The organism is Paenibacillus sp. FSL P4-0184, assembly GCF_038004625.1.
Classification (GTDB): domain Bacteria; phylum Bacillota; class Bacilli; order Paenibacillales; family Paenibacillaceae; genus Paenibacillus_AQ.
Genome location: NZ_JBBORN010000001.1, coordinates 1,008,709 through 1,033,292, shown reverse-complemented (window position 1 = coordinate 1,033,292; position 24,584 = coordinate 1,008,709). Strand labels below are relative to the sequence as shown.

Annotated in this window: 21 protein-coding genes; 13 read left to right on the top strand and 8 right to left on the bottom strand. The window is 43.9% G+C overall.

Features of this window, described 5'->3' with window-relative positions:
- Positions 1–129: 129 nt before the first annotated feature.
- Positions 130–1,179: a GNAT family N-acetyltransferase gene (locus MKY52_RS04420; protein ID WP_341050061.1), complete on the bottom strand. Its 1,050-nt coding sequence runs from the start codon at positions 1,177–1,179 to the stop codon at positions 130–132.
- Positions 1,180–1,373: 194 nt separating this feature from the next.
- Here MKY52_RS04420 and MKY52_RS04415 point away from each other — a divergent pair, with 194 nt between their 5' ends.
- A complete protein-coding gene (locus MKY52_RS04415; RefSeq protein ID WP_341050060.1) occupies positions 1,374–2,852 on the top strand; it encodes a potassium/proton antiporter in 1,479 nt (492 codons plus the stop codon).
- Positions 2,853–3,037: 185 nt separating this feature from the next.
- Entirely contained in the window at positions 3,038–3,493 is a 456-nt protein-coding gene (locus MKY52_RS04410) for a Dps family protein (protein ID WP_341050058.1), read from the top strand.
- A gap of 79 nt (positions 3,494–3,572) precedes the next feature.
- Here MKY52_RS04410 and MKY52_RS04405 read toward each other — a convergent pair whose 3' ends face one another.
- On the bottom strand, positions 3,573–4,277 hold the full coding sequence (locus MKY52_RS04405) for an AIM24 family protein (RefSeq protein ID WP_042185200.1): 705 nt from the start codon (positions 4,275–4,277) through the stop codon (positions 3,573–3,575).
- Positions 4,278–4,326: 49 nt separating this feature from the next.
- Positions 4,327–4,794: a hypothetical protein gene (locus MKY52_RS04400; protein WP_042185202.1), complete on the bottom strand. Its 468-nt coding sequence runs from the start codon at positions 4,792–4,794 to the stop codon at positions 4,327–4,329.
- A gap of 225 nt (positions 4,795–5,019) precedes the next feature.
- Between MKY52_RS04400 and MKY52_RS04395 the strand changes: the two genes are divergently transcribed.
- The 5 genes from MKY52_RS04395 (at position 5,020) to modB (ending at position 9,473) form a co-directional block, all read left to right on the top strand.
- Positions 5,020–5,706, top strand: a complete 687-nt coding sequence (locus MKY52_RS04395) for a M50 family metallopeptidase (protein ID WP_076283905.1) — start codon at positions 5,020–5,022, stop codon at positions 5,704–5,706.
- A gap of 191 nt (positions 5,707–5,897) precedes the next feature.
- Positions 5,898–6,584 carry a hypothetical protein gene (locus MKY52_RS04390; protein ID WP_076299145.1) on the top strand — a complete coding sequence of 229 codons (687 nt, stop codon included), beginning with the start codon at positions 5,898–5,900 and terminating at the stop codon, positions 6,582–6,584.
- Between the two features lie 199 nt (positions 6,585–6,783).
- The gene (locus tag MKY52_RS04385) at positions 6,784–7,749 is read left to right on the top strand and encodes a helix-turn-helix transcriptional regulator (protein WP_341050056.1); all 966 of its coding nucleotides are present in this window, start codon (positions 6,784–6,786) and stop codon (positions 7,747–7,749) included.
- 237 nt (positions 7,750–7,986) lie between these two features.
- Positions 7,987–8,775, top strand: a complete 789-nt coding sequence (gene modA / locus MKY52_RS04380) for a molybdate ABC transporter substrate-binding protein (protein WP_341050054.1) — start codon at positions 7,987–7,989, stop codon at positions 8,773–8,775.
- Between the two features lie 35 nt (positions 8,776–8,810).
- The gene (gene modB / locus MKY52_RS04375; protein ID WP_341050052.1) at positions 8,811–9,473 is read left to right on the top strand and encodes a molybdate ABC transporter permease subunit; all 663 of its coding nucleotides are present in this window, start codon (positions 8,811–8,813) and stop codon (positions 9,471–9,473) included.
- Between the two features lie 175 nt (positions 9,474–9,648).
- Here modB and MKY52_RS04370 read toward each other — a convergent pair whose 3' ends face one another.
- Positions 9,649–10,620 carry a helix-turn-helix transcriptional regulator gene (locus MKY52_RS04370; protein ID WP_341050050.1) on the bottom strand — a complete coding sequence of 324 codons (972 nt, stop codon included), beginning with the start codon at positions 10,618–10,620 and terminating at the stop codon, positions 9,649–9,651.
- Positions 10,621–10,686: 66 nt separating this feature from the next.
- The gene (locus MKY52_RS04365; RefSeq protein ID WP_052404165.1) at positions 10,687–11,436 is read right to left on the bottom strand and encodes a polysaccharide deacetylase family protein; all 750 of its coding nucleotides are present in this window, start codon (positions 11,434–11,436) and stop codon (positions 10,687–10,689) included.
- 442 nt (positions 11,437–11,878) lie between these two features.
- On the opposite strand from MKY52_RS04365, the gene MKY52_RS04360 reads away from it, so the two are divergent.
- Both MKY52_RS04360 and MKY52_RS04355 read left to right on the top strand, forming a co-directional pair.
- Positions 11,879–13,288 (top strand): deoxyguanosinetriphosphate triphosphohydrolase family protein, encoded by a 1,410-nt coding sequence (locus MKY52_RS04360; protein WP_339245170.1) that lies wholly within the window; start codon positions 11,879–11,881, stop codon positions 13,286–13,288.
- Between the two features lie 318 nt (positions 13,289–13,606).
- Positions 13,607–18,403, top strand: a complete 4,797-nt coding sequence (locus MKY52_RS04355) for a glycosyl hydrolase (protein WP_341050049.1) — start codon at positions 13,607–13,609, stop codon at positions 18,401–18,403.
- Between the two features lie 96 nt (positions 18,404–18,499).
- On the opposite strand, the gene MKY52_RS04350 is transcribed toward MKY52_RS04355, so the two are convergent.
- Both MKY52_RS04350 and MKY52_RS04345 read right to left on the bottom strand, forming a co-directional pair.
- Positions 18,500–18,895 (bottom strand): GrpB family protein, encoded by a 396-nt coding sequence (locus tag MKY52_RS04350; RefSeq protein WP_341050047.1) that lies wholly within the window; start codon positions 18,893–18,895, stop codon positions 18,500–18,502.
- Positions 18,896–18,973: 78 nt separating this feature from the next.
- Complete coding sequence (locus MKY52_RS04345; RefSeq protein WP_341050045.1) at positions 18,974–19,930, bottom strand: D-2-hydroxyacid dehydrogenase; 957 nt, start codon at positions 19,928–19,930, stop codon at positions 18,974–18,976.
- Positions 19,931–20,018: 88 nt separating this feature from the next.
- On the opposite strand from MKY52_RS04345, the gene thpR reads away from it, so the two are divergent.
- The 3 genes from thpR to MKY52_RS04330 all read left to right on the top strand — a co-directional run bounded on the left by thpR (position 20,019) and on the right by MKY52_RS04330 (position 22,347).
- Positions 20,019–20,621 (top strand): RNA 2',3'-cyclic phosphodiesterase, encoded by a 603-nt coding sequence (gene thpR, locus MKY52_RS04340; RefSeq protein ID WP_076283913.1) that lies wholly within the window; start codon positions 20,019–20,021, stop codon positions 20,619–20,621.
- A gap of 77 nt (positions 20,622–20,698) precedes the next feature.
- Complete coding sequence (locus MKY52_RS04335; protein WP_341050042.1) at positions 20,699–21,589, top strand: cell wall hydrolase; 891 nt, start codon at positions 20,699–20,701, stop codon at positions 21,587–21,589.
- 74 nt (positions 21,590–21,663) lie between these two features.
- A complete protein-coding gene (locus MKY52_RS04330) occupies positions 21,664–22,347 on the top strand; it encodes a metal-dependent hydrolase (protein WP_042185230.1) in 684 nt (227 codons plus the stop codon).
- A 70-nt stretch (positions 22,348–22,417) separates the two neighbouring features.
- Here MKY52_RS04330 and MKY52_RS04325 read toward each other — a convergent pair whose 3' ends face one another.
- Entirely contained in the window at positions 22,418–23,605 is a 1,188-nt protein-coding gene (locus tag MKY52_RS04325) for an MGDG synthase family glycosyltransferase (protein ID WP_076299152.1), read from the bottom strand.
- A 267-nt stretch (positions 23,606–23,872) separates the two neighbouring features.
- On the opposite strand from MKY52_RS04325, the gene MKY52_RS04320 reads away from it, so the two are divergent.
- Positions 23,873–24,448 carry a TetR/AcrR family transcriptional regulator gene (locus MKY52_RS04320; protein WP_179085738.1) on the top strand — a complete coding sequence of 192 codons (576 nt, stop codon included), beginning with the start codon at positions 23,873–23,875 and terminating at the stop codon, positions 24,446–24,448.
- Positions 24,449–24,584 lie beyond the last annotated feature (136 nt).

Below are 24,584 nucleotides of genomic sequence, written 5' to 3'. Positions count from 1 at the left end.
ATAGCGCATACTAAAGAACCTGCAAAATACACCAAGTAGCTCGCGGCAGAGACACCATGCGGAATTAGGAGCATCGTAACGGAAGCCGTCCTTAAAAGGACGGCTTCCGTTTATTGTTGTTTAAATCCGTTAAATGAAACGAAGTCCAGACATATACGGCAAATGAATAGCATCGGAATCCTCTGAACTCGCTGGATCAAAGAGCAGCGAGATCAGCTCCTTGTCGTCCTGCACGGACGACAAGTCGAGGCCCTTGCGGCAGCCTTCAGTCTGCCGCAATAGCGCTTCCCGGTCTGCGATGCAGACCGTTCCGCTGTTCGCGCCGCCGCTTAAGCTGGCGCCGGCGTCCCGCAGGAGCGCGAGCAAGCCGCGCTCCTGCCACGGCACAGGCACTTGCAGCGTGCCAACGCCGCCGCACAAGGCCGCCTTGGCCAGCAATGCCGCTACCGCGCTCGGCTGGCCGGCCCATTCCACCGCCGTCGCCGCGTTCGGCGCTGGCACGTCTGCCGCCGCGGGCACAGCCACCGCGGCGAACCCCTCGATGCTGCCGTCCCGAACGGCTACGAGTGTGCGCTGGGCCAAGCCCATCACACCCGCGTAAGCCTCGGTCCCTAGCAGCAGCGCCAGCTCACCCGGACTATATACATGTCCGGCTTCGCGTTCATTGAGCAGCCGGTAGACGGCGAAGAAGTCGCCCGGCTGCATTGGCCGCAGCGTCCATTCTTCTCCTGCTGCGGCTGCAAGTGCCTGAGCTGAGCTTGCGTTCAGCTCGGCAAATTGCGTACCTCCGAACGGTACGCACCCTGCTCGGGTGTATAGCGAACGATCACCCGAGACAAAAATCAGCGATGCCTCGGCCTCGGCAGCGTGAGTCTGGCATAGCTGTAGAAGTTGGCCCGCCAGTCCTTGGCCCCGAAAAGCGGGATCGGTGCAGACAGCACCTATGGAGAAAACATTCATGAAAGCAGCATCTCCAGTCTTGATCGTGGAGGGTACGAGCCCCATGAAAGCAGCAACCGTTCCGTCATCGGCAATAGCCGCGTAGGAATGACTGAGTCCAGGGCGGAAAATAAGTGGAAACAGTTCTTTCATTGAAGTGGCACCCGGTTCACGAAAGACAGAATCTGCGAGCAGAGCCGCTTGGTCTAGCTCCGCAGGTTTAATTAATCTCAATTGCATAACATTCAACCTCCTATATGTACACACGATGGGGAGAAAGCATTTACATAAAGTATAAGGCCCGGGGAATGAAATCTCCAATCTTGTTTATATTATTCAATGTCTCAAAAGGATATCGAAAAGGGTAATAAAGTACATAAATAAGGAAGCTTCTTATATTTTAAAGCTAGAAGAGAAAGGGAAGTGAATAATCGGTGTCCCAACTTGCAGATAATATTATATTATTACTGGCAGCACTCCTGCTTGTAGGCGTATTTTCCACCAAGTTCTCCACTAAATTTGGTATGCCAGCTTTAGTGCTGTTTCTTGCTGCGGGGATGGTGCTAAGCCAATTTGTTTTTTTTAACAATGCTTCCTTAACGCAAATGGCCGGGATCTTCGCATTGGTTGTCATATTATTCGAAGGTGGCATGCAGACGAATATTAAGGATATTAAACCTGTTATTCGGCCGGCATTATCCTTATCAACGGTAGGCGTAATCATGACAACAGCCATTGTAGGGGTATTCGCTAAGCTGATCCTTGATGTGTCATGGCCAGAAAGCTTTCTGTTTGGAGCGATCGTTGGATCGACAGATGCGGCTGCAGTCTTCTCGGTACTCGGCGGTAAGAACATTGATAAACGTCTGACCTCGACGTTAGAAGCAGAATCAGGAAGCAACGATCCAATGGCGGTATTCTTGACAGTCTCGCTAATCGAATGGATACAGCATCCGGATATGGCGATATGGGGGCTGCTGTTGTCTTTTATATGGGAGATGGGCATTGGCTTAGTACTGGGTTTTGTGCTGGGGAAGATCGCAGTTTTCTGTATCAATCGAATTAACCTGGATTCTACAGGTCTTTATCCAGTAATGGCGATTGGCTTTGCTGTTCTGACCTATGGTTTATCAGCATGGGTACATAGCAGCGGGTTGCTGGCTGTTTATGTTATGGGCCTTACGCTTGGGAATTCCGAGCTAATGTATCACCGTACCATTATGAATTTTAGTCATGGTTTTGCTTGGATGATGCAAATATTTATGTTCATACTGCTTGGTTTGTTAGTATTTCCACAGGAGCTGGCGGAAGTGGCATGGCAAGGTATCTTGTTATCCGTCATTCTGATGGTTGTAGCTAGACCAATCGGTGTATTTATAAGCCTGCACTTTTCCAAATTTACGATCCGCGAGAAGACTTTGATTTCTTGGGCCGGACTTCGTGGAGCCGTTCCGATTGTGTTAGCGACTTATCCGCTGCTGGCTGATCTGCCTCACGGACGACTATTCTTTAATGTTGTATTCTTTGTCGTACTGACCTCGGCGGTGATTCAGGGAACTAGTATTTCCCCGCTAGCATCCCGATTGAAGCTTGTGGGGCAAGAAGATTCAGATCAGCCTTCCCTGATGGAGCTGGTTGCTCTTGGCAAGACAGACTCGGAGTTTAACCATATTGGAATTAACCCTTATATGCCCATTGCTGGACAGAAGATTTCAGAAATAGGTCTGCCAGATGATATCTTATTTACGGCAATTATCCGCAATAAAAAGATTGTCACTCCGCATGGAAGTACTGTTATTGAGCCTGGGGATACTGTGTATGTCCTAAGTCCGAAGAGTAAGCGTGATGAGATGAGGGCTTTCTTCCGCAGCAGGAAAGGAAAGACCGCGGAGGAGGATGTTTCTTTAATCTAGAGAAGAGACTCTTTTACCAAAGTGTGACACACATAATAGGCTTCATAACATAAGCTGTGCTAGAATCGGCACAACATATAATCTCCAGAATAGTTGCAAAACACGAAAGAGTGTGTTAAATTGTATATAGATTTAGAACGAGTCTAAATACAATTATAATAAATGAACCATAGGAGGTTTTATTAATGACAACACAATTAAAGAACCATACTGAACTGCAAGCTGCTTTGAACCGCCAAACTGCGAACTGGTTCCTGCTCGGGGTAAAGCTTCATCATTATCACTGGTATGTTAGCGGATCTCAATTCTTCACACTTCATGAGAAGTTTGAAGAGCTATACAATGAAGCTGCTGGTTATGCAGATGATTTGGCTGAGCGTTTGCTTTCTATTGGTGGACAACCAGCCTCCACAATGAAGCAATATCTTGAATTGTCCGACTTACAAGAAGCTCGCGGCGGAGAAGATGCTAAAGGTATGGTACTTGAGCTCGTGAGAGACTTTAAGACTGTTGCTAAAGAACTGCAAGATGCAATTGCTACTGCTGAAGAATTGAACGATCAACCAACTGCAGATCTGCTGATTGGCATCAGAAGCAGCATTGAGAAACATGCTTGGATGCTGAATGCCTTTATCGGCTAAGACAACATCCTTATAAGGATAGAATATACAAAGAGCGCCTGCGTATTGTTAACGCATGGCGCTCTTTTTTTGAAGCATTCTATTTAATAAATACTCCACCAAATGGCACGGCTTCGCGCAGAAATCGTTTAATAATTCCATCATCGTTATTATCTCTTTCAAATCGGCGATTCTGGCGGCCGGCCTGAAACAACACAGGGCCGTGGCCCGTCATCTTCCAATGATAACTCATATGCTGGCTAGCTAAATGGTTGCCGTAAACGGTAAGCTCCAGCTTTGCATTTTCAGGATAGGCAATAATGCTGCCTGCATCCACATAGAGCGGATTGTAAGGATGAAGCTCAGCTTCACATACCGTACCTTCAGTCAATATGCCAATGATGCCGTTACCCGTAAATTTCACTTTCACAATATCTCGTGTAACGAGCACATTCTTCATACTTAGCACTCGTGTATCCATCGTAACTCCCTTGCTGTAGAAGAAGAGATGTTTAAAGTCGTACAATAAATCGCTCTTTCCATCAAGCTGCAGAATCTTTACCCGATAACCTGGTGGAAGGGCGGCGACAAAATGGCAAGGGCCAGACATATCCGAACGAATCAATTTTCGCTTGCGATAGATGCCCTTTACATCCATAAATCTGTCTGCCCGTCCAGTGGCAGGCCCTTGATAAGCGATAATTTGTTGTGGGTGCAGCACATGAACCTCTTCCTTCTCCCCAAGGGTGAAGGCTACGGCTTGTCCGCTCCCGCTGTCGCTTTCATCTTGGACATCGATGTTCATATTTCATCTCCCTCATGCTGTAGACGTGATCTTTACTGAATATTCGAGATTAGCGCAGGCGGTCTCCTTTTCTAGAACGGTGAAGCATGCTGAAACGAACAATACGGATGAGTATAAAATACCCCAGAATTAGACCAATCCCCGTAAAAATAGTCACTTTGATTTTATGATAATATTCTTCGCGTGCCGTCCGGTCATTTTGCAACTCATCAACCATCTGCGTTAGTTGGCGATTCTGCTCCTGCAGGGCTTCGTTCTGTGTCCGGTAGGCCTCCATTTCCTGCATGGTATTCGTAAGCTTATCTTTCGCCTGTTGTAGCTCTTCAGCTGTCTGCTGAAATCCTTCTTTCAATTCATTGACTTCATTTGGAAGCTCAGAGAAGCTTTTGAATCCATTATAGATATCACTGAATATATTGGCTTGTGCTACTGGGGCCGGAAGAGATATGGAAAGGGTCAGCAGAAGCAGGAGCGAACATAACAGCTGTAGATATTTACGGTATTTACGTTGTTTCATCTATATAATCACCACCCAATTTAGGCTTGTATTTCTTTTATTTTAACACAGCTTGACAGCTTCTGACAGCGTACGCTAAACGTGAATAGGGCTTCTTGGGTCAGTATATTTGCCTGTTTGAAGTGAGGTGACACTTCCTTGTAAGGAACGATTTGGCTGTGCTCAACATGATTGAGAAGAGGGACTATTTATCGTATACTTTGGACGGAAAGGGGCTGCTGCGGAATGAATAAATGGCTTAAGACAATGTTATTTTTGGTCGGATCTGCTTTTTTAACGAGGTTGATTCCATTCTCATCTTTGTTTCGGAATTTGGACACGATGATTCATGAATTTGGTCATGCGCTGGTGACTTTACTGCTGTCTGGCAGTGTGCTGCGGATTGAACTATACGCGAATCATAGTGGGGTCACCTATTCAGCCATTCAAGATGGAGGCAGAGCGATACTGGTATCGCTATCGGGGTATGTGCTGGCTTCCTTATTCGCATTGCTGCTCTTCTATCTCTACAGTAAAGGACGGCATGATTGGGGACTTATCTTAGCTACTACTGTAGCATTGATTATGCTGGTAATGTACGTGCGGGGAAGCTTCGGAATGATGTGGTTAGGTGGTTTTATTGCGCTGAATGTTTTAATGCTGGTGGTGTGGAAAAAGGCCAGCAAATATTATTATTTGTTATTAGCTTTTTTGACCTTGGAAGAGTCTGTAATGGGAAGTTTATTTCTTGTATATGCGGCCGTTGTATCTCCATCTCGTGCGGGAGATGCCAGTAACCTGGCAAGGATGACATCGGTGCCGGCCATATTTTGGGCAGTCCTATTTTTTATATTTTCTCTGCTTTGTGCCAAATGGGCGCTGGGACTATTTTTTAAGCGGGAGCGAGTGCAGCCTAAACTTCAGAGTCGTTAAAGTTAAAAACATAAAATTTTCGTCATAAACAGACAAAAGGGGCTGTTTTTGCGAGAGTCAGTCTACTTAGTATGTAGAATGGCTCTTTTTTTGTCGATAATATAGAACCGAACATACATTCCATGACATGGAGTTGTCCGCCATTATTGGTACATTAATAGAAGACCCAAAAAAAGAAAGAGGTGGAAAATATGATGGAAAGTATTACTCCTATATTTACGTGGGGTCAAGATCGTATTTTTGCAGGTGGAAATCGCGATGTTGTTTTACTTGTCGAATGGAAAGGAAATTTGCCTTCAGAAAATAGCCGACCAAGCAGCCACAAAGTGGTTGCACGTGATATTGAACTACGAGTTTGGCTTGAGCCACATGTAACTTTTAAGCGCTGTTATGGATGTGAAATGGAGGCTGGAGAAGGAAATTCACTCTTGCTTAAGCTTGGAAAAATAAAAACAGGACAACGCAAATTCATAGGATTGGAGTTCACTACTTCTAGTTCTGTAGCAGGTAAATATGAAGCATTATCCCTACAGTGGAAGTATAAAAAACCAACCGTAGAGCGTGTTCGTGAACTTCCCGTGAAGGTACTTGAGCTGGAGTACGCGCATCATACGCGCATTCTGAGCGATACTTGCTGCTTTTATGTTGAAAAGCATCTGGAATTGTTGAAGACGGCTGAAACGGTTGAAGAAGCAGAGGCACTACGAAGTAAAGGCCAGCATAGTGAAGCTCACGAAATGCTTAATCGACATGCGGATAAGATGTTGCTACTCGCAGTACGCTCTGGAGATCCTTTGCTGCTTAAAGAGGCTGAAATGTTGTATAAACAGATCGGGTTCGAGCATCAGCAACGAAGTAAAGCCGTTGGTGGAATTTAATATAGGACTCACTGCACGAGGATGCACATAAGCGAAAAAAGACCTATACATAAATTGGATTTTTCAGCGGATTCAGCGGAAAATTATAAGAAGAATTGTAATATAAAATGTGGTAACATAGTAAAAAAGTTCTATCACAATTTTACTTTTTTTCATAAAATAATGGGTCTATTTAACCATAAATCAAGGGGAACTGAATATGACAGACCGATTAATCCGACTGATGCGCATTATTACACTTGTTCAAGCCAAGCCAGGGATATTAGCCCGTGAATTGGCGGAACGCTGCGGCAACAGCGAGAGAACGATTTACCGGGATATGGACGCGCTTAGCGCCATGCATATTCCCATAACCCACCTGGGGCATGGAAAAGGTTATGCTTTTATTGGGAATTTTGCACTCTATCCCTTGGATTGGTCGGAAGAAGAAGCATCCGCATTTTCGCAATTACGCTATATTATGGAAGATATAAAACCAGCTTTACCCATAGATTTTGAAAGCGCGTATGAAAAAATAGTCGCAGCTGAATATAAACGTAAGGCGGAGAGAGAAGAAACAATAGAACGTGCAAGAAGAGAAGTAGGGGTGGGGTGGGCAGAAAGAAGCAGTTCGCATATGGAACAACACTCATTTCTTACTCCGATCCTGGAGGCTTTATTAAAGCAAAAGAGTATTCAAGCGAATTATAGTGAGAATGCATTAGAAGAGAAAGGGATAACCATTGATCCTTATTGTCTGGTCCCGCTGGAAAGTCGTTTTCATCTTATTGGATTTTGTCATCGTCAGGGTGTTATTCGTACATATCATATCAACGATTTTTCTAATGTGAAGCCATTAAATCGTTTTTTTTCGAAGGAAGCGTTTGATGTGCAAGCCTTTATGAAGCAGAAATGGTCACTCGATAGGGATAGTTTACAGGTAGAATTCAAAGTGAAATTCTCGGAACGGGTAATGGAAGGAATTAAGAAGGACGAATTGCCTTTTAAGCCAAGTAAAGTGGATCGTCAATCTAGATGTTTTCACTTTAAGGTTGCCGTGGAACAAGATATAGGATTTGTCCGCTGGATTAAGAGATTCGAAGAGGAAGCGGAAATCATTGAACCGTACTATTACCGTGAAGTAATCAGGCAGCAGTTGGAAAAATGGAGTTCGCACTATAAATAGTGATACGCTCATTTGACCTTCGTTCAATTCGAAAGATGGGGTGCTTGAGCAACCATTTAAATGGTTGCCGGTGGCATCCTTTTTTTGCGAGTAAGTCCAAGATACTCATTTCTAACTATCTAATTATAACAATATATAACTAAACATATCCAAACACAACTCAATCTATAGAAAATCGAAAAAACGTATGCTAGAATAGCATCTACATATATACATGTGGAAATGGGAGGAATGGAAATGTTTAAGAAATGGTCAGTCAGAATCTTTGGTGTATTAGCAATTTTTTTGGTTGTGAATTTATCTGCGGGCACAGGGTTGGAGGTGGAGGCAGCCGCCAAGAAGACAGAGATTATAGTATCCGCTGCAGCCAGCTTGCAGGATAGCTTAGATAAAATGGCGCTTCTCTATGAGAAGAAGCATCCCGATATTGATTTGGTCTTTAATTATGCTGCATCTGGCACATTACAGAAGCAGATTGAGCAGGGTGCTCCGGCGGATCTGTTCTTCTCTGCAGGGGATAAGCAGATGAATGCGTTAGTGGATGCTGGACTGATCTCTGACCATAAGGTTCTGCTTAAGAATCAGTTGGTTCTAGTCGTGCCTTCGAATTCAAAAGCTACATTAAATACGATCACTCAACTTAAGGACAAATCCTTTAAAAAGGTAGCGGTAGGGCAGCCTGAATCTGTGCCCGCAGGCCAATATGCTCAGCAATCGTTAACTGCGAAGAAGGTATGGGATACGCTGCACAACAAACTTGTATTTGCGAAGGATGTACGTCAGGTTCTGTCTTACGTCGAAACGGGGAATGTCGATGCAGGCTTTGTATATAAGACAGATGCATTGACTTCAAAAAAGACGAAGATCGCTCTTACCGTAGGCCCGCATGTTCACAAAGCCATTAATTATCCGGCGGGTATCGTGAAGGATTCGAAGAATCAGAAGGAAGCTAAAGAATTTTACAATTATCTTCAAAGCAAAGAGGCTAGTGATATTTTTGCAAGCTTTGGCTTCTTGCTTCCTTAAATAAGAAATCATGAGTAGAAGCGGGGGGAATAAGGATGGAAATAAATTGGACTGATTTCTTCGCCCCGGTATGGCTTTCCGTTAAAATTTCAGTAATTACCAGCATCATTGTATTTATTCTTGCAACGGCCGCTGCCAAGGTTATGGCAGGTCGGAAATTTCCTGGTTATAGCTTGGTTGAGACTGTAATGCTACTTCCTCTCGTATTGCCGCCGACAGTTGTCGGATTTGTGTTATTGGTCGTCTTAGGTCGTCGCAGCTGGATTGGCAGATGGTATGAACAAATGACGGAGCATACGATCCTTTTTACATGGGGGGCTGCGGTTATCGCCGCGGTTGTCGTAGCTTTTCCTCTCGTTTACCGTACGGTGAAGGCGGGCTTTGAAGGCGTGGAAGCGGATCTTGAAGATGCGGCGCGTGCGCAGGGAGCGAGCGAACTGCAGGTACTGCGTTATGTCACATTGCCCCTTGCAGGTCGGTCACTCGCTGCTGGGTATGTTCTAGGTTTTGCCCGCGGTTTAGGAGAATTTGGCGCAACGATCATGGTAGCTGGGAATATTCCTGGCCGCACGCAGACTGTACCTACAGCGATCTATGTCGCGGTGGATGGCGGCAACATGACTCTTGCTTGGATGTGGGTGTGCTCCATTATTGTTATGTCTGCTGTGATGTTGATGTTTGTGAACCGGCGTACTTAATTATGCTCGACATAGATCGCTCCGCTGACTTCAATGGGAATGTCGATTGGAAATCTTGATAAATTAAAAAAACCTAGCCCATCCAGGAGTAACCTGGATGGACTAGGTTTTTTTCTTTAGAAACGCACCGTTAAAACAAAACCTCTTTAATAAGAAGCAAGCAAGCCTATGACTATCAGGTTTCGTAAATAATCGTCCCGGTTTCCGTGAGATCATATCCGTGAATGGACCCAAGCTCACTTTGAAAGGCTGGCGAGCGTAAAATATCAATCACTATGGCGATCCATTGCTCATGCTCCGGTTTCTTAAGCATCACTAGATCGTAAGACTCCTGAATCAAGGGAATGAAATCAATGCCATCGACAATCTTAGCAGCTTTCTCGGTACCGATGGCCACATCAGCTTCCCCTCGTGCCACTTTACCGGCGACCGCTAAATGGCTATTCTCCTCCTGCTCATATCCAGATAGGCCTGTAGCAGGAATGCCGTGCAATCGGAGTTGCTCATCCAATAACACACGTGCACCAGCGCCTCGTTCTCTATTGATCAGTTTAAGTCCATCCTGTTGCAGATGGGACCATTCATGAAGACCTCTAGGATTTCCCTTTTGAACATACAATCCTGCACTTCGGGTCAACAGACGAACTACAACATAAGAGAAGCCTACAAGGATTTTACGAATATAGGGAAGGTTATATTCTCCAGTATCCCCATCGAGCAGATGCGTACTGACGATGTCAGACTCGCCCTGATACATGGCAATCAGACTATCTAGACTGCCAGCGTAAGAACGAAGAGGGCGCTCAGTGGGCAGGCAACGCTCCAAATAGGTGGCCAGAATATCGAGTGACATATCCTGACCCGTAATCACGAGGCTGTGTCCTGTAGCTTTACTATTAAATTGGCCAGAATGTGTGGCAACTTGTGTTAGATTTGCTCCAGTAAAAGTCAGCGGCGATGTCGATAGGGTCATGCCACTTCGAGCATTCTGTTTGTAGGCTTCTAAATCGGATTGATCCACACGCATCTGTTTTCCTACACGGTAGGAGGGAAGCTCCCCTTTTTTAATCAGATCATATACTTTTAATTTCGAGATCTTCAGTAAACGGGCAATTTCCTCAGTCGTATAGGATGTGTTATCAGACATGACAAAAGCCTCCAGAACTTCATAATAGGACAAGACTACCTTATTTTGAAGTCCTGTGCAATTAGGCTATTGTGCTTTACCTGCCTGTTGTGTATTGGATAATTTGATTAATTCTGAAACGGTGACAAATCGAAAACCTTGCTTTTCTAATTCCGGCAAAATAATTTTGAGCGCTTCTCTGGTTTGAGATTGTCCATGCACATGATCATGAAACAGGACGATATCACCATTATGTGCATTTCGAATAACCTTGTTCGCGATACTCTGCACGCCAGGGCGATTCCAGTCACGTGTATCTTGATGCCAGGACCATAAAATAGGCTTTAGGCCCATGTTGTTTGAGGTATCAACAAGTGTCTCATCATACATGCCACCCGGGGGTCTGAACAAAGCACTATGCTTTCCAGAAACCTTTATAATTTCTTCTTCGGTTAAATTAAGTTCCCGCTCAAACTGGGCTTTATTAATAGGTTTTCTAAAATAGACGTGATTGTAGGTATGGTTAGCTAATTCATGTCCTTCGGAAATGACTCGTTTCGCCACATCTGGATACGCTGCAATTCTTTTTCCTATGGCAAAGAAGGTGCATTTCGCATGATATTGACTCAATACCTTTAATATTTGATCGGTTTCAGAAGGGTCAGGACCGTCATCAAACGTTAATGCAATCACTTTTTGGTTAGTATGTACTTCCCAAATCATGTCTCCTCTTTTTTCGTAGTAGTCGCGGTTCTTGCTCGGGCTACCTAGAGCAGAGTTCGTGAAGCATAACAAGAGAGAGAGGGTAGTCATCATAATTTTGCTGCTAGTTTTCATGAATTCACCTGTTTTTTTTTATTTTAGAATGCTCCTTTGGAGGGTTAAAATATTCATAGTTTCAGTTTTGTAAAAAATGATCAGTCTTTTTCCTGCGAGTATGAGTCAGTACAACTGGCAGTGGTTATAGTGATGAATGTTAAGATTAATGAATGTTAAGATTAATGAATGTATCCATTTTCAGAAGCCGCAGAAGCAACGGATAGCATTAAGCAAGTTGATAGAAGTGCTACGGACAATTTCTTCATTATCATTTAGTAGATTCCTCCTAGATGTTTTTTGCCTACGAAGATTAATATCTCCATTTCAATTGCTTTTAGATTGGTGGATTGCTTCCATTGCAGTTTGGGATTGGGATAACGTTGTATTTTGATGTGAAAATTGTTATGAAAATGCCTTATAATGAAGTTCAATATATAGACATTTGGTTAGGGGTGGGAATATGACACTTATTGAAAAAAGAGAACACCGGCAATATCCGGAAATTACCCGCCTAGAAACGTCGAGAGCTGCTTATGAGCGTGATTATTCACGCTTGATTCATTCGCCTACTTTTCGTAGGCTGCAAGGCAAATCTCAAGTGTTCGGGGCTGGCACGGGTGATTATTACCGGACGCGTCTAACTCATTCACTTGAAGTCGCTCAGATTGCACGTGAGGCAGCGAAAAGTCTGCTTAGATCTTATCCAGAGGTGGAGACAAGTAAAGCTGAGAACCCAGGACTTGTAATAGATCCAGAGGTTGTAGAATGCGCGGCCATTGCTCATGATTTTGGTCATCCTCCTTTCGGGCATAAAGGGGAAGAGGTACTGGATAACATTCTGGACCAGCTTATTGAAAAGAAGACGAATGAGGCTGCCCTGCAATCAGGAGCAACGGGTGCAGATAGGCTGCTCATTCATGAGCAGATGAAGCAGCGCTATGAGCATTTTGAAGGCAATGCTCATAATTATCGGCTGATTATGTTTCTGGAGAAGCGTGAGAACATTGATGGACTAAATCTGTCGGATGCAGTGCTTCTCGGAATTAATAAATATCCGTTTCCTGGCACCTCACTGAAGAAGGGGATGTACCTTCACGAATGGGCATATATTTCGGAGATTCGCAAAGAGTGGGGAATTCCTGCAGGTAAGAAAACGTTGGAAGCTCAGCTGATGGACCTTTGCGACGATATCGCTTATTCTGCACATGATTTGGAGGATGGAATTAAGGCTGGAAAGATTGAAGTGCATGAACACTTTATGCACGATTCCTATATTCAGCGGCTGATCGTAGAGAAAATTTCAACGTTAGAGGATTTCTTCTGGAAGGGTTGGGAGGAGGAAGGTATCCGCGCTAAGGTCGAAGAGGTGCTTAGTTCATTTCTTCGAGTATGGATGGAAAAGATGCCAACCTGCGAGAACGACTATTCCAGAACTCGGCGTGAAGTTAAGGCTTATTGGGTTAGCACCTTTGTCGCAAGTCTTGGGGTGATTCCTGATGGAGACTGGAAGAAGGTCACCTTTATAAAGGAAGGAAAAGAAGATGAGGATATGCTACGGACCGTAAGTGTGCTGAAAAGCTTCGCTTGGGTCACGATGATTCGTGATTTACGAGTACAGCGGCTTCAGAAACGTAGTGAATGGATTCTGCGCCGTCTATGGGGAGCTTTTCTTGATCCGCAGACATCCAAAGCGATTATTCCATCGGACTGGCTGCAACGCTTTGAGAAGGATCAGAAACAAGCGAATCCTATTTGGACGTGGGAACATATGGTGATTGATTATATCGCAGGGATGACGGATGCCTTTGCTGAGAAAATATACAATGAGCTATACGGGTTGAAAGTCGGATCGATTTATGACTTGGATTAGATAAAAGAGAAGATTAAGTTAAGGCCAGCCTCCAATCCATTGGAGACTGGCCTTTTGTTTGTTTTTTATAGAACGGGTAATATTTTGTTAGTGTTTTGTTATTACTTATTCGTCTATATTTATGCTTGTTAACACTGATATTCAGTGTTTTTTATAACAAAATAGCTATTTATAAAAATAAGTTATTGTTTGCATGCTACTTTAGTGCTAATATAATAACTAAAATGTTATTGGTAATAAATGGGGAGGTTGATAAAGAAGCCAAATCTTCTGCTTGAGTAATAATGAAAACCTTTACAAAACGGGAGGGTAAAACGAATGAAGAGGTTCAAAAAAAGCTTTGCTCTATTTCTTACAGCAGTAATGCTTGTTACAATGGCTGTGCCTGCGCTAGCTAACGGAAAAACAAATGAAAACCTCAAGGCGCACTGGGCTGGAGAAAGTGTAGAGAAGTGGCAGGGTAATGGTGTTATTCAAGGTTATCCGGATGGCTCTTTTAAGCCGGATCATAAAGTAACGCGTGCTGAGCTTGTAAGTATTATTAATAAGCTATTTGGATTTAGCACTCTTTCGGAAATGTCATTCTCGGATGTACCTGCTAAAGCTTGGTATGCAAGCGCTTTATCTATAGCGAAGCAAGCTGGCTATTACAAAGGTTTTCCTGATAATAAAGCGAAAGCGGATACTGAAGTAACTCGTCAAGATGCTGCAACATTAATTGCTTCTGTTTTTTCACTGGAGCCAGGCACTAAAGCGAGTGCCTTTACAGACCAAGCATCCATTAGCGCTTACGCTAAAGAGGCTACCCTAGCATTGAGTGGAATTCTATCCGGATATCCAGATGGTACATTTCGTCCGAACGACCCAATTACAAGGGCGGAGGTAGTCACTATCGTTGACAGATTGATTAGCGGCTACTACAACACAGCTGGTACATTCACTGGGGGAGATATCCATGGGAATATTGTCATTAACCAAAGTGGGGTTGAACTAAAGAATGTAGCTGCATCAGGCAACCTTTATCTTACCTCCGGTATTAGTAATGGTGAGAGTGTCTTGGAGAATGTAACAGTACAAGGTAGTGTACTTATATCTGGTGGTGGCGAGCATTCGATTCATTTAAAAAATTCTAAATTGGCTGCTGTAAAAGTGAATCGTCCTGAAGGAAAAGTCCGGGTCGTTATAGAGGATCGTACGGTCATCACTCAACTGACTATTGATAGTGCTTCTATTATAGAAGTAGGCTCAGGTTCTACAATCGATCAGCTTGTGATTGGTAACGGTGCAACGGGAACGTTGATTACAACAAAAGGTACCATTAGCAAGCTTGTAGTAAGTGCTTCCTCTGTAGTCTTAAATGGAGTGACTATAGTAGAAGGAACATACACTGTGAAGGATGGAGTTCTTGTAGGACAGGGAACAAGCACACCGGCGCCTGGGGGCTCAGGTGGAACTAGTGTAGAGCCTACAGCAACGCCAGTACCGACGGCTACTCCGGAACCTACAGCAACGGCTGCTCCAACGGCAACACCAGAAGCTGGGGTTCATATCGTTGACGTAGATGCATCGGCTGCTACCAAATCGTTATTTGCTTATCTGGATAGCATGAGCGGTAAACAAGTTATGTTCGGTCATCAACATGATACTACCGTCTCTTTTGCCGGAAAGGATAAGAACGGAAATGTTATTTCTGACGTATACAGCTCCACTGGTGATTATCCTGGGGTTTTTGGTTGGGACACCCTTAGTTTAGATGGATATGAGAATCCTCCTGGAGTTAGCGGAGATTATGAAGCGAGTAGATTAGGATTATCTGCTGCCATGAAGCAGGCTCATGATTTGGGTGGTATTGTAACGCTAAGTACACATCCGTACAATTTTGTTACGGGTGGAAGCTTTAACGATACAGGGAATTCCAAAGGAGCAACGCGCTCGGTAGTATCACGGATTTTGCCGGGCGGAGATAAGAATGGAGAGTTTAATAAATATCTGGATCGCATCTCTGATTTTGCGAACAATCTTAAGGATGACGATGGCAACCTGATTCCAGTTCTGTTCCGTCCTTTCCACGAACAAAATGGAGGTTGGTTCTGGTGGGGTGCGGCTACAACGACAAAGAGTGAATACGCGGAACTGTACAGATATACAGTTGAATACCTACGTGATGTTAAAGGCGTTCATAACTTCCTTTATGTATTCTCACCAAACGGATCTTTTAATGGAAATGAAAGTGAATATTTAACGACTTATCCAGGTGATCAATTTGTTGATATTCTTGGAATGGATCAGTATGACAACAAGGAGAATGCGGGTTCGGAGGCTTTCCTCAATGGTCTTGTTAAAGACCTTAAGATGATTTCTCAGCTTGCTCAAGACAAAGGTAAGATTGTTACCCTATCTGAGTATGGTTATAGTGCTGCTGGTATGAAAACAACAGGCAATAATGAGCTGGAATGGTTCACTAAAGTATTGAATGCGATCAAGGCTGACCCTGATGCGGCAAAAATATCTTATATGCTGACTTGGGCGAACTTTGGTGAAGGTAATAATCTGTATGTTCCTTATAAGAATGTTCCTAACAAAGCAGATCATGAGTTGCTTCCTGATTTTGTGAATTTCTATAAAGATGATTTCACGGCTTTTGCGAGCGATGTGAAAGATGATAATAAGTACAATCTCGAGGTTGAAGTGGCAGGAAAGAAACCTTTCCTCCACATTGTAACTCCGAATAATATCAGTACAGTAACAGATGCCGTAACCGTCATTCGGGCCAAGGTATTAAATGCAGTGCCTAGCAAAGTGACTTATACTGTGGGTGATTCTGGAGTAGAGGTGGAAATGACGCTCGGTGCGGACGGTTACTATAGCGCTTCATGGCAGCCAGACGCTAGTCTGAATGGCAGTTCAGCAGAGATTACAGTGAGGGCATATGGAACTGGAGATGCTACACTTACACAGACTAATTCTGTATTCTTAAAAATCAATGAAGCGCCAATAAAGGTACTTACTTTTGATACTGACAAGGATTTGGAGCAAATCCAAAACAATGGTACTTGGTCAGGGCTCGCCAATAACGCAGAGACGATCAAGACGGTCTTGCAGCATGCGTCACTAGATGCTGACGGTAAGCTTGTTATTAACATTACTGAAGGGCTGTCTGCTGAGGATACTTGGCAGGAACTGAAGCTGCAATTGAATGATCTTGCACTGGATGGAGTGGACCTGTCTCAAGTTACACGTGTGAAGTTCTCCGTGTTAATTCCGGAGGCTGCTCAGAATGAGGCAAACAATGCTGCGGTACGCAGTGTGATTCAGTTGCCACCAGATTGGGATACAAAGTATGGCATGGACTCATCCTATAAATCTTTGTCCGATCTTGAGAAAGTTAACGTGGGTGGATCACAGTATTATGAATTTGATGTTTCGATTGATCTGGATAATGCCGCTAAATCAGCCGAAGCCACTGGTCTAGCGATATCTCTGGTTGGCAGTGGTTTGGAAGTGGAAGGTGAATTGCCAATCTATGTAGATAATATCGGTCTTTATAATACGTATACTGCACCTGTTGCTGACAAAGCACTGGTAGATAATTTTGAATCTTATGGCTCAAGTGATGAAGCGCTGGTAGCCAAATATCCTAAGGCTGGCGGAGATGATGTGAGCGTATCTTTAAGCTCCGAACATAAGGCATCCGGGGATTACGGAATGAAACTGCACTATACGATTAATAATGCAGGTTATACCGGAGTAGGTAAAAGTCTGGGTTCGCTGGACTGGTCCGACTATAATGCACTCAGTATGTGGGTAGCTTCCGATGGAGACAACGCTTATGCTGAGAAAGGTGAGCCGCTTAAGCTAGTGATGCAGCTTGTCATTGATGGAGGATATTTCGAAGCTTATCCGGTCATTAATCCAGACAAGAACGGTAAAATAGTATTAAGTTTGAAGAATTTGACGGAGATGAGCTGGGGAAAAGCCGGAGAGCTTACACAGGAAAGATTGAAGCAAGTTCAGAGCTTTAATTTGTATGTGAATGCGATGGACGGACAGAGCCACGAAGGTTCGCTCTACTTTGACGATATTCAAGCGGTCTATGACGGGACACTTCCGGATATGTCGGAAGAAGGAAATGGAGGTTCCCAGGGACATGAGCCTGGCGTGTTGTACGCCTTCGCTACAGAAGCTGATATTGCAGGATGGGCTACAACAAACGGTTCGTCTGCCAACGCTCAACCTCCAACATTTGATGCCAATGAAGAAGCGGCAAGTGTACAATTTGATTTGATTAATACTGGCAATGATGCAAATGGCAGCTCCAAAGAATCCTTTGAACTTGCTATTAATCCTGAGAAGCTGAATATTACAGGGCTGGATACGATCAGCGCTAAGGTTAAGCTCTCGAGTGGTGCAGCTAAAGCGCGTCTATTCATCAAGACAGGTGCGGACTGGAAATGGAGCGACAGCGGTGATCCTGTGCCTGTAGATTCTAAGGGTTATACGACCTTATCTATTTCACTACCTACTGCAGCAGCAGGGGTGGGCGTAGATTTGGCTGCTGTAAAGACGATTGGGATTAAAATTGAGGATGTTTCCAATGATGGAGGAACTGCGAAGCTTTATTTGAAGGAAGTATCTCTGGAGAAAGCTGTCCCGGATGTTCACTATGGCTTCGAGACGGGGAATGACGGTTGGGCTATCAATTCTGGTACAGCCACAGTATCTTCTGATGTATATGCTGAAGGTAATCAATCTTTGAAGCTTGATTTCGCATGGAATGGAGAGGATAAAGATCCTTTTATAGCAGCATCAAAAGTAGCTGCACTTGATCTGAGTGCATTCTCCAAGCTTACTGCTAAAGTTAGAATCGTCTCTGACCAGCCTGATGTTCAAGCGAAGCCGTTTCTTCAATTAGGTGGCTATGCAATATGGGTGGATTCGGGTGCGAAGATAGCTGATCAGGATGGATTCACGGAGTTCACGATTGATCTCAGCAACAATTCCAATCTATCGCCTGAGAATTTGAAGAAAGTAGATGCCATTGGCATTCAGTTTGTTACACCTTCTACGGCTGGAACCGCTACAGCCTATATTGACGAGATCATAGCTTCTAATTAAGAGCGCTGCGATCCAGGTATGAAATAAGGGTCCCTGCATGTCCATTAGGATTGTCTAATAGACATGCAGGGACTATTTTGTATGATCAGTTTATAGTTAATGATTTGAATAGCATTCAAGCGCTGTTCTTTCTAGTTCGGTTACAAATGCTTCTTTCCCATCCATATAAGCTTCAATGTCCTTCGGAAATTGATTCGCAAGATCCTCTTTTAGATTACCGTATTGTTCTGCTGCCTCGCCACTCATACCGAACTCGCCCATACATTCGTAACCGAGCTCTGTCATTTGCGCGTTGAAGTCATCAATGACTTCGATATTTCGTACAACAGGCATCATATCAATGATTGGTTTAGCTTTTAGCCCAGGAACAGAAGTGCTGCCAATATGGTGAATATCAATAAGTGCATCAGCGAAGATCTCTTTAATCTTGCGAGATTCTTCTTGGAAGATAAGATTCCATTCCTCATTGTATTGTGTGACAGTAACATCCATTTCGCTAACCTCTCTTTATGTTTGATTCCTGGATTTTTTTATTATAGAACAAGTGTTCTTAATAATCAAATGCTAAATTTAATATTGGCGGGCATAATCAACGAGATTTAGGGATGGAGTACCAGTAGATAAATAGGAATTTATATTTTCGGTAAAAATATTTACGATTCGATTAGCGTATTGATCGGTTATGCCAGCAGAATGAGGAGTGATGACTACCTGCTCCATAGTCCAAAGTGGATGATCCTGCGGGAGGGGTTCGGTTTCGAATACATCCAATCCCGCACCACGAAGCTGGCCGCGATTCAGTGCGTGGATTAGAGCCTCAGTATCAGTAGTCGCTCCACGTCCAACGTTAATGTAATAGGAGCCTTGTTTAAAGGCAGAGAAGATCGCAGTATTAAATAATTGCTTAGTTTCATCGGTGATAGGGAGAATATTGATGATGAAGTCGCCTTGGCTCACAGCTTCTGGCAGATGGTCAGTGGTATATACTTGATCAAAATCAGCGAGTGGCTTGCCTGAGCGGCTTACTCCGATCGTCTTCATCCGGAAAGCTTTAGCGATTCTGGCAGTTTCGCTGCCGATGGCTCCAGTTCCAACAATAACGGCTGTCTTTCCGAACAATTCACTCTCACTTCCGTCAGAATTCCAGTGGCGGTTCATCTGATTGCGAACAGCTGTATGCAAATTACGTGTGAAGAGAAGCATGAAGCCAAAGATTACCGCAGAAATAGGCTCTGCATGCACTCCGCTCCCACTAGTCAATAGGATTCCACGTTCCTTAAAACGCTCTAACGGGAGCTTCTCAATTCCAGCAGACCAGGATTGGACCCAGCGAAGGGGCGAATCTGGACGAAGAAGCGTATCGGCGATGCCTTTAGCCCAGCCGATTACGATTTCAGCATCAGCTAGCAGCTGTAAATCCGGATTTTTGCCGTCTCCTTGTATGAATGTATAACCGGGGGCTGCTGCTTTGATCCTTTCTTGTTGCTCGGCTGTAAGTGGTTGTAGACATACTATGGACTTAGTCATGATGTATTCCTCCTGCTCTAAGGTTTGATGAAAATGGATAATGTTATAGGATAAGGATACCAAATCTATAGGAGAAGGTGAAATTGATATGGATGCTAACGTGTCGGATAAAGATTCAGAACGATTATTTATTGCTGTGAAATTACCCTCAGAACTTGGGCAAGTTGTGGCGGAAGAGTGCTCTAACCTATCTCAAAAGTTTCATTTTGCAAAATGGACTCATCCAGAGGATTATCATATTACCCTGCAATTTTTAGGAGACACCCCAAAGACGAAAATCCCGGATTTAATCATGTCGTTGAAGCAGATGTCAGAGCAATGCCGCCCCTTCAAACTATCCTTAGACAAATGGAATACATTTGGTCTGCCAAAGGCTCCAAAAGTTTTATGGGTAGGGGTTTCTGGCGAACTAGAAGAGCTGAATTTACTGGCTGCGAGAGTACACACTGCTACACTTCCTTTAGGTTTTTCGGCCGAATCCAGGGAGTACAAACCACATCTCACAGTGGCTCGAAAGTACCTTGGAAAAATTTCATTTGATGATAAATTGCTGGAAAATTTACTGAAATTGGATGATGAAAAAAGATCAAAAATCTTTCATAGAGACTGGACGATTGATAGTTTTGTGTTGTATGCTACCAGAATGTATGCCATTCCTATGTATGAAATGATTGAAAATATTACATTTTAAAATCGGTATTTAAGTTTTCAAAGCTTCCGTTTTCGGTTACATACAATAGGAATGTGCCGTGAAATAGGAGGAATATCATGTTAATCTTTAAACAAAACCGCTGTATCGCGTTGCTTGTTGGCGTTATACTAGTGTGTTTCTCTGCCATAAGCTTAATGCAGCCTAATCAGGTTGCCGAGGGGAAAATAGATAGTCTGCAGATGGATAAGCTGCAATCCACCAGCCGAGCATCGGTAATTAATTATTTGCAAGAAGAATCAAAATCTAGTAAGACGAGGGGCACTACAAAAGTTTCACAAACGAATAAGCTTTACAGCACAGTTAACCTGTTCAGTTCCACTTGGAAACCAGAGCAGAGTGTAGAATGGCTTAGTAAGAATAAAATAAAGTCACAAAATACATCGCAGGCTTCCATAGTTCGGGTAAAAGCTGATGTAGCACAATCTAATTCAGCTGCGCAGAAAGCGACAGCGAAAAAGAGCGCTCAGACTGTGGTTAAGACAGTCTCGGCATCTCAGAAAAATCCCCTCACAACATTATACTTCTCTCGGACCGAGCTATTAAGCCAGGAGCAGCAAAGTAAAGCAACCCGGCGCTACGCAGTATCCGAAGAAGAACTGCTTCTGCTACAAAAAATTGTAATGGCAGAGGCGGAAGGTGAACCGTACCAGGGCAAGGTGGCAGTTGCCAACGTTGTTCTGAATAGGCTACGGTCAGCCAATTTCCCCGACACGATATATAAGGTCATTTATCAAAAGCATCAATTCAGTCCTGTAGCTAACGGGCGTCTTAAACGTGTCAAGCCTAATGATGATAGTATTAAAGCGGTGAACGCAGCGCTCTCTGGGGTGAAGGAAGTTCCCGATAGTACTTATTTTTTCCTATCGCTTAAGCTTGCGCAGGATCTTACCGTACATCATTCGCAGGAGTATGTGAAGACCATTGGTAATCATACGTTTTATAAATAATTGACCTTATCTGTGAACCTCAGCTATTTATAGGGTAAACTAGACTATATAACCCTGGAGGTGGAAGAATTGTCATGAAGATCACTTATTACGGACACTCAGCGCTGCTGGTAGAAACAGAGCAAGCGAAAGTTATTATTGACCCTTTTTTGTCAGGAAATCCGAACTCCGGTATTTCACCTGATGACATTACTGTAGATGCTGTCCTGCTGACTCACGGTCACTCGGATCATTTAGGTGATGCTGTGCAAATTGCCAAACAGAATGATTGTCCGATCTTTGCAGTTTTTGAGCTTGCAGAATACTGCCGAATGAAGGGTGCCAAGGTTAAACATATGAATATAGGCGGCAGTCATATTTATGATGCCATTACCGTTAAATATACTCAGGCGTTTCATTCCTCATCGATTCAGGAAGGCGACGTTTGGATTTATGCTGGACAGCCCGCAGGTATTTTATTGACGATTGAGGGGAAGACGTTATTTCATGCAGGCGATACCGCACTATTCAGCGATCTGCGTCTGATTGGTGAAAGAACTGCGATTGATTTGGCGGCTCTGCCAATTGGCGATATGCTGACCATGGGGCCGGATGATGCGCTCCTTGCTGCGCGCTGGCTTCAAGCGGACAAGGTCATACCACTTCATTACAATACATTTCCGGATATTGCTCAGGATGCTATGGATTTCTGTGATCGTCTGCGACAAGAGGGGATAGAGGGATTTCCGCTTAAAGCTGGCGAAAGTATAGAAATTTAATAAATCCGGATCACATGTTTACACAAAAAAAGCAGGTAGCCGGGGGATTTCCTTGGCTACCTGCTTATCTTTATGGTGTAATGCACACAGGCTCTTCGCCTCGGGCTTGAGATCTTGCTCCTCTGATATCAGCTGTTTTGTCTGCGGGGTTGCCTAACATCTGCAGAACGGTAGTCGCGCAGCTTTGCGGTTGATGTTTATCAGGGGCTAGACGGCGTTTACGCTGTTCTTCGAGAACAGAATACTCACGGAGCATCATAGAGAACCATTTATTCACTACCTCACAGTCAAGTACCTCTGCTAGCCCTAGCTCTACGAAATATTGGCAGTTTTTCTCTTCCTGACCTGGAATAGCTTTATAGAAGAGCATTGGGATTCCCTTAGCCTGACCTTCGGTACAGGTCATACCGCCAGGCTTTGTGATTAGAAGGTCGGAAGCATCCATAAGTTTATTGATTTCACTGGTATATCCAAGAATCCTGACGTTAGGATGATTAAGCCTTGGATTGGACTTCATTTTGGCTATAAGCTTCTCGTTACTGCCCATACAGAAGATGAGTTGGATGTTATCCATTCTGGCTGTGAGTGAATTCATAATCTCTTTGCCGAACATCAGTCCCCAGCCTCCACCCATTATGAGAACAGTAGGGATATCGGCTAGACCTAGTTCCTTGCGGAGCAGCGTCTTGTTGGATCGTTCCCAGAACTTCGGATGCACAGGAATGCCTGTGACCGTTACAAGCTCAGGAGCAATCCCTCGGCCTGTTAGAATTGATTTGACGCGTGGGGTAGAGACGAGATAACGATTGACCTCGGAATTTACCCAGCTACCATGTGCATCATAATCTGTAATTAACGTATACAGCGGAACCTCCAATCCACGACGCTTTAGTCTGGAAATGACAGCGGCCGGAATGGGGTGTGTGCAAATAATCAAATCAGGCTTTAGCTGTTCGATCACTTGAGAGGCATGTGTATAAAAAATCCGGTGAAGTGCCATCTTAGTCAACGGGTTCAATGATTTATGATATTGTGTCTTATACATCATGCCGACCAGCTTAGGCTGGCTGCTAACTGTTTTTCGGTAAGCGGAAAGAATCCATGGGGCGACCATCGGGTTAAGAAATTTACCTAGCTCGATGACTCGGCACTGGACATCCGGATTCAGCAGCTTTATTCCTTCGGCCAGAGCATAGGCTGCTCCTGTGTGGCCCGTACCGAAGCCTTCCGAAAACAGCAGTACTCTTTTCTTTCGCATAAGTTCACCTGCTACTTTCCTTTTCAATAGAAATGCGGAATTTCTTCTTAAATAGATGAGGGAAAACTGTTCTCTACTCACATTATACAAATAAGACGTAAATAGAAAGTTAAAACCCTGCAATAAATAAAAAAATAAAAGATTTTCTAAAGTATTGCAAACTGCAAAGCTACATGTTAAAGTAATGAATGACCAATTGACCGGATTAGTAAAGTGGTCAGATAGTCAGCGGTAATGATATTTTCTGGAGAAAGGAAGTGGGCACAGGTGGCAGTGGTGGATCGAAGACAGCAGGTGCTTCAGGCCGCAGCAAAATCATTTTCATTATTCGGCTATAAGGCGACTACCATGGATCAGGTTGCTAAGATCGCAAATGTCGGGAAAGGAACCATCTACACCTTTTTTACAAACAAAGAGCAATTGTTTGATGAGATCCTGCGCGATATGATGGTAGAAATGAAGATGATTGCTGATCGCGAGATCAGGCGAGACAGACCTTTCTTTGATAACCTGCATCGTGTGCTGGATGCCCTGCTGGAATTTCGAAGTGAGCAGGAGCTATTCATCAAGCTTTCCCAGGAGAGTCGCGAATTCGGAACGCCGCAGGCAGGAGAAGGGCTCGAGAAGATCGAGAACTTAGTTTTAGAATATTTAGAACGGGAGGTGCAACAAGCCCTTGAAAAGGGAGAAATCAAACCTTGCGATCCTAAAATCGTATCTGTAGTCATGTTCAGGCTATATATTGTATTGACTGCTGAACTGAATAAAACACATACTCCCTTGGACAAGGAACAGATCAAGATGTACTTTCATTTGTTTCTCGCCGAAGGATTGGCACAGTAAGCGTTGATTCAGGATAGGGATGGCGTGATCAGATTGCTTTCCCTTAACAATTTCCAAGCTGTTTTAGGCATTGAAGAAGAGCCGAAAGGCGTTTTTTTATCCCCTGAATTGACCAAATGGGGAAAACGGTCACCTA

Excerpts from the sequence above, each read along its gene's own strand:
- MKY52_RS04420 (WP_341050061.1), bottom strand. The coding sequence starts at position 1,179 with ATGCAATTGAGATTAATTAAACCTGCGGAGCTAGACCAAGCGGCTCTG.
- MKY52_RS04410 (WP_341050058.1), top strand. The coding sequence starts at position 3,038 with ATGACAACACAATTAAAGAACCATACTGAACTGCAAGCTGCTTTGAAC.
- MKY52_RS04405 (WP_042185200.1), bottom strand. The coding sequence starts at position 4,277 with ATGAACATCGATGTCCAAGATGAAAGCGACAGCGGGAGCGGACAAGCC.
- MKY52_RS04400 (WP_042185202.1), bottom strand. The coding sequence starts at position 4,794 with ATGAAACAACGTAAATACCGTAAATATCTACAGCTGTTATGTTCGCTC.
- MKY52_RS04395 (WP_076283905.1), top strand. The coding sequence starts at position 5,020 with ATGAATAAATGGCTTAAGACAATGTTATTTTTGGTCGGATCTGCTTTT.
- MKY52_RS04390 (WP_076299145.1), top strand. The coding sequence starts at position 5,898 with ATGATGGAAAGTATTACTCCTATATTTACGTGGGGTCAAGATCGTATT.
- MKY52_RS04385 (WP_341050056.1), top strand. The coding sequence starts at position 6,784 with ATGACAGACCGATTAATCCGACTGATGCGCATTATTACACTTGTTCAA.
- modA (WP_341050054.1), top strand. The coding sequence starts at position 7,987 with ATGTTTAAGAAATGGTCAGTCAGAATCTTTGGTGTATTAGCAATTTTT.
- modB (WP_341050052.1), top strand. The coding sequence starts at position 8,811 with ATGGAAATAAATTGGACTGATTTCTTCGCCCCGGTATGGCTTTCCGTT.
- MKY52_RS04370 (WP_341050050.1), bottom strand. The coding sequence starts at position 10,620 with ATGTCTGATAACACATCCTATACGACTGAGGAAATTGCCCGTTTACTG.
- MKY52_RS04365 (WP_052404165.1), bottom strand. The coding sequence starts at position 11,436 with ATGAAAACTAGCAGCAAAATTATGATGACTACCCTCTCTCTCTTGTTA.
- MKY52_RS04360 (WP_339245170.1), top strand. The coding sequence starts at position 11,879 with ATGACACTTATTGAAAAAAGAGAACACCGGCAATATCCGGAAATTACC.
- MKY52_RS04355 (WP_341050049.1), top strand. The coding sequence starts at position 13,607 with ATGAAGAGGTTCAAAAAAAGCTTTGCTCTATTTCTTACAGCAGTAATG.
- MKY52_RS04350 (WP_341050047.1), bottom strand. The coding sequence starts at position 18,895 with ATGGATGTTACTGTCACACAATACAATGAGGAATGGAATCTTATCTTC.
- MKY52_RS04345 (WP_341050045.1), bottom strand. The coding sequence starts at position 19,930 with ATGACTAAGTCCATAGTATGTCTACAACCACTTACAGCCGAGCAACAA.
- thpR (WP_076283913.1), top strand. The coding sequence starts at position 20,019 with ATGGATGCTAACGTGTCGGATAAAGATTCAGAACGATTATTTATTGCT.
- MKY52_RS04335 (WP_341050042.1), top strand. The coding sequence starts at position 20,699 with ATGTTAATCTTTAAACAAAACCGCTGTATCGCGTTGCTTGTTGGCGTT.
- MKY52_RS04330 (WP_042185230.1), top strand. The coding sequence starts at position 21,664 with ATGAAGATCACTTATTACGGACACTCAGCGCTGCTGGTAGAAACAGAG.
- MKY52_RS04325 (WP_076299152.1), bottom strand. The coding sequence starts at position 23,605 with ATGCGAAAGAAAAGAGTACTGCTGTTTTCGGAAGGCTTCGGTACGGGC.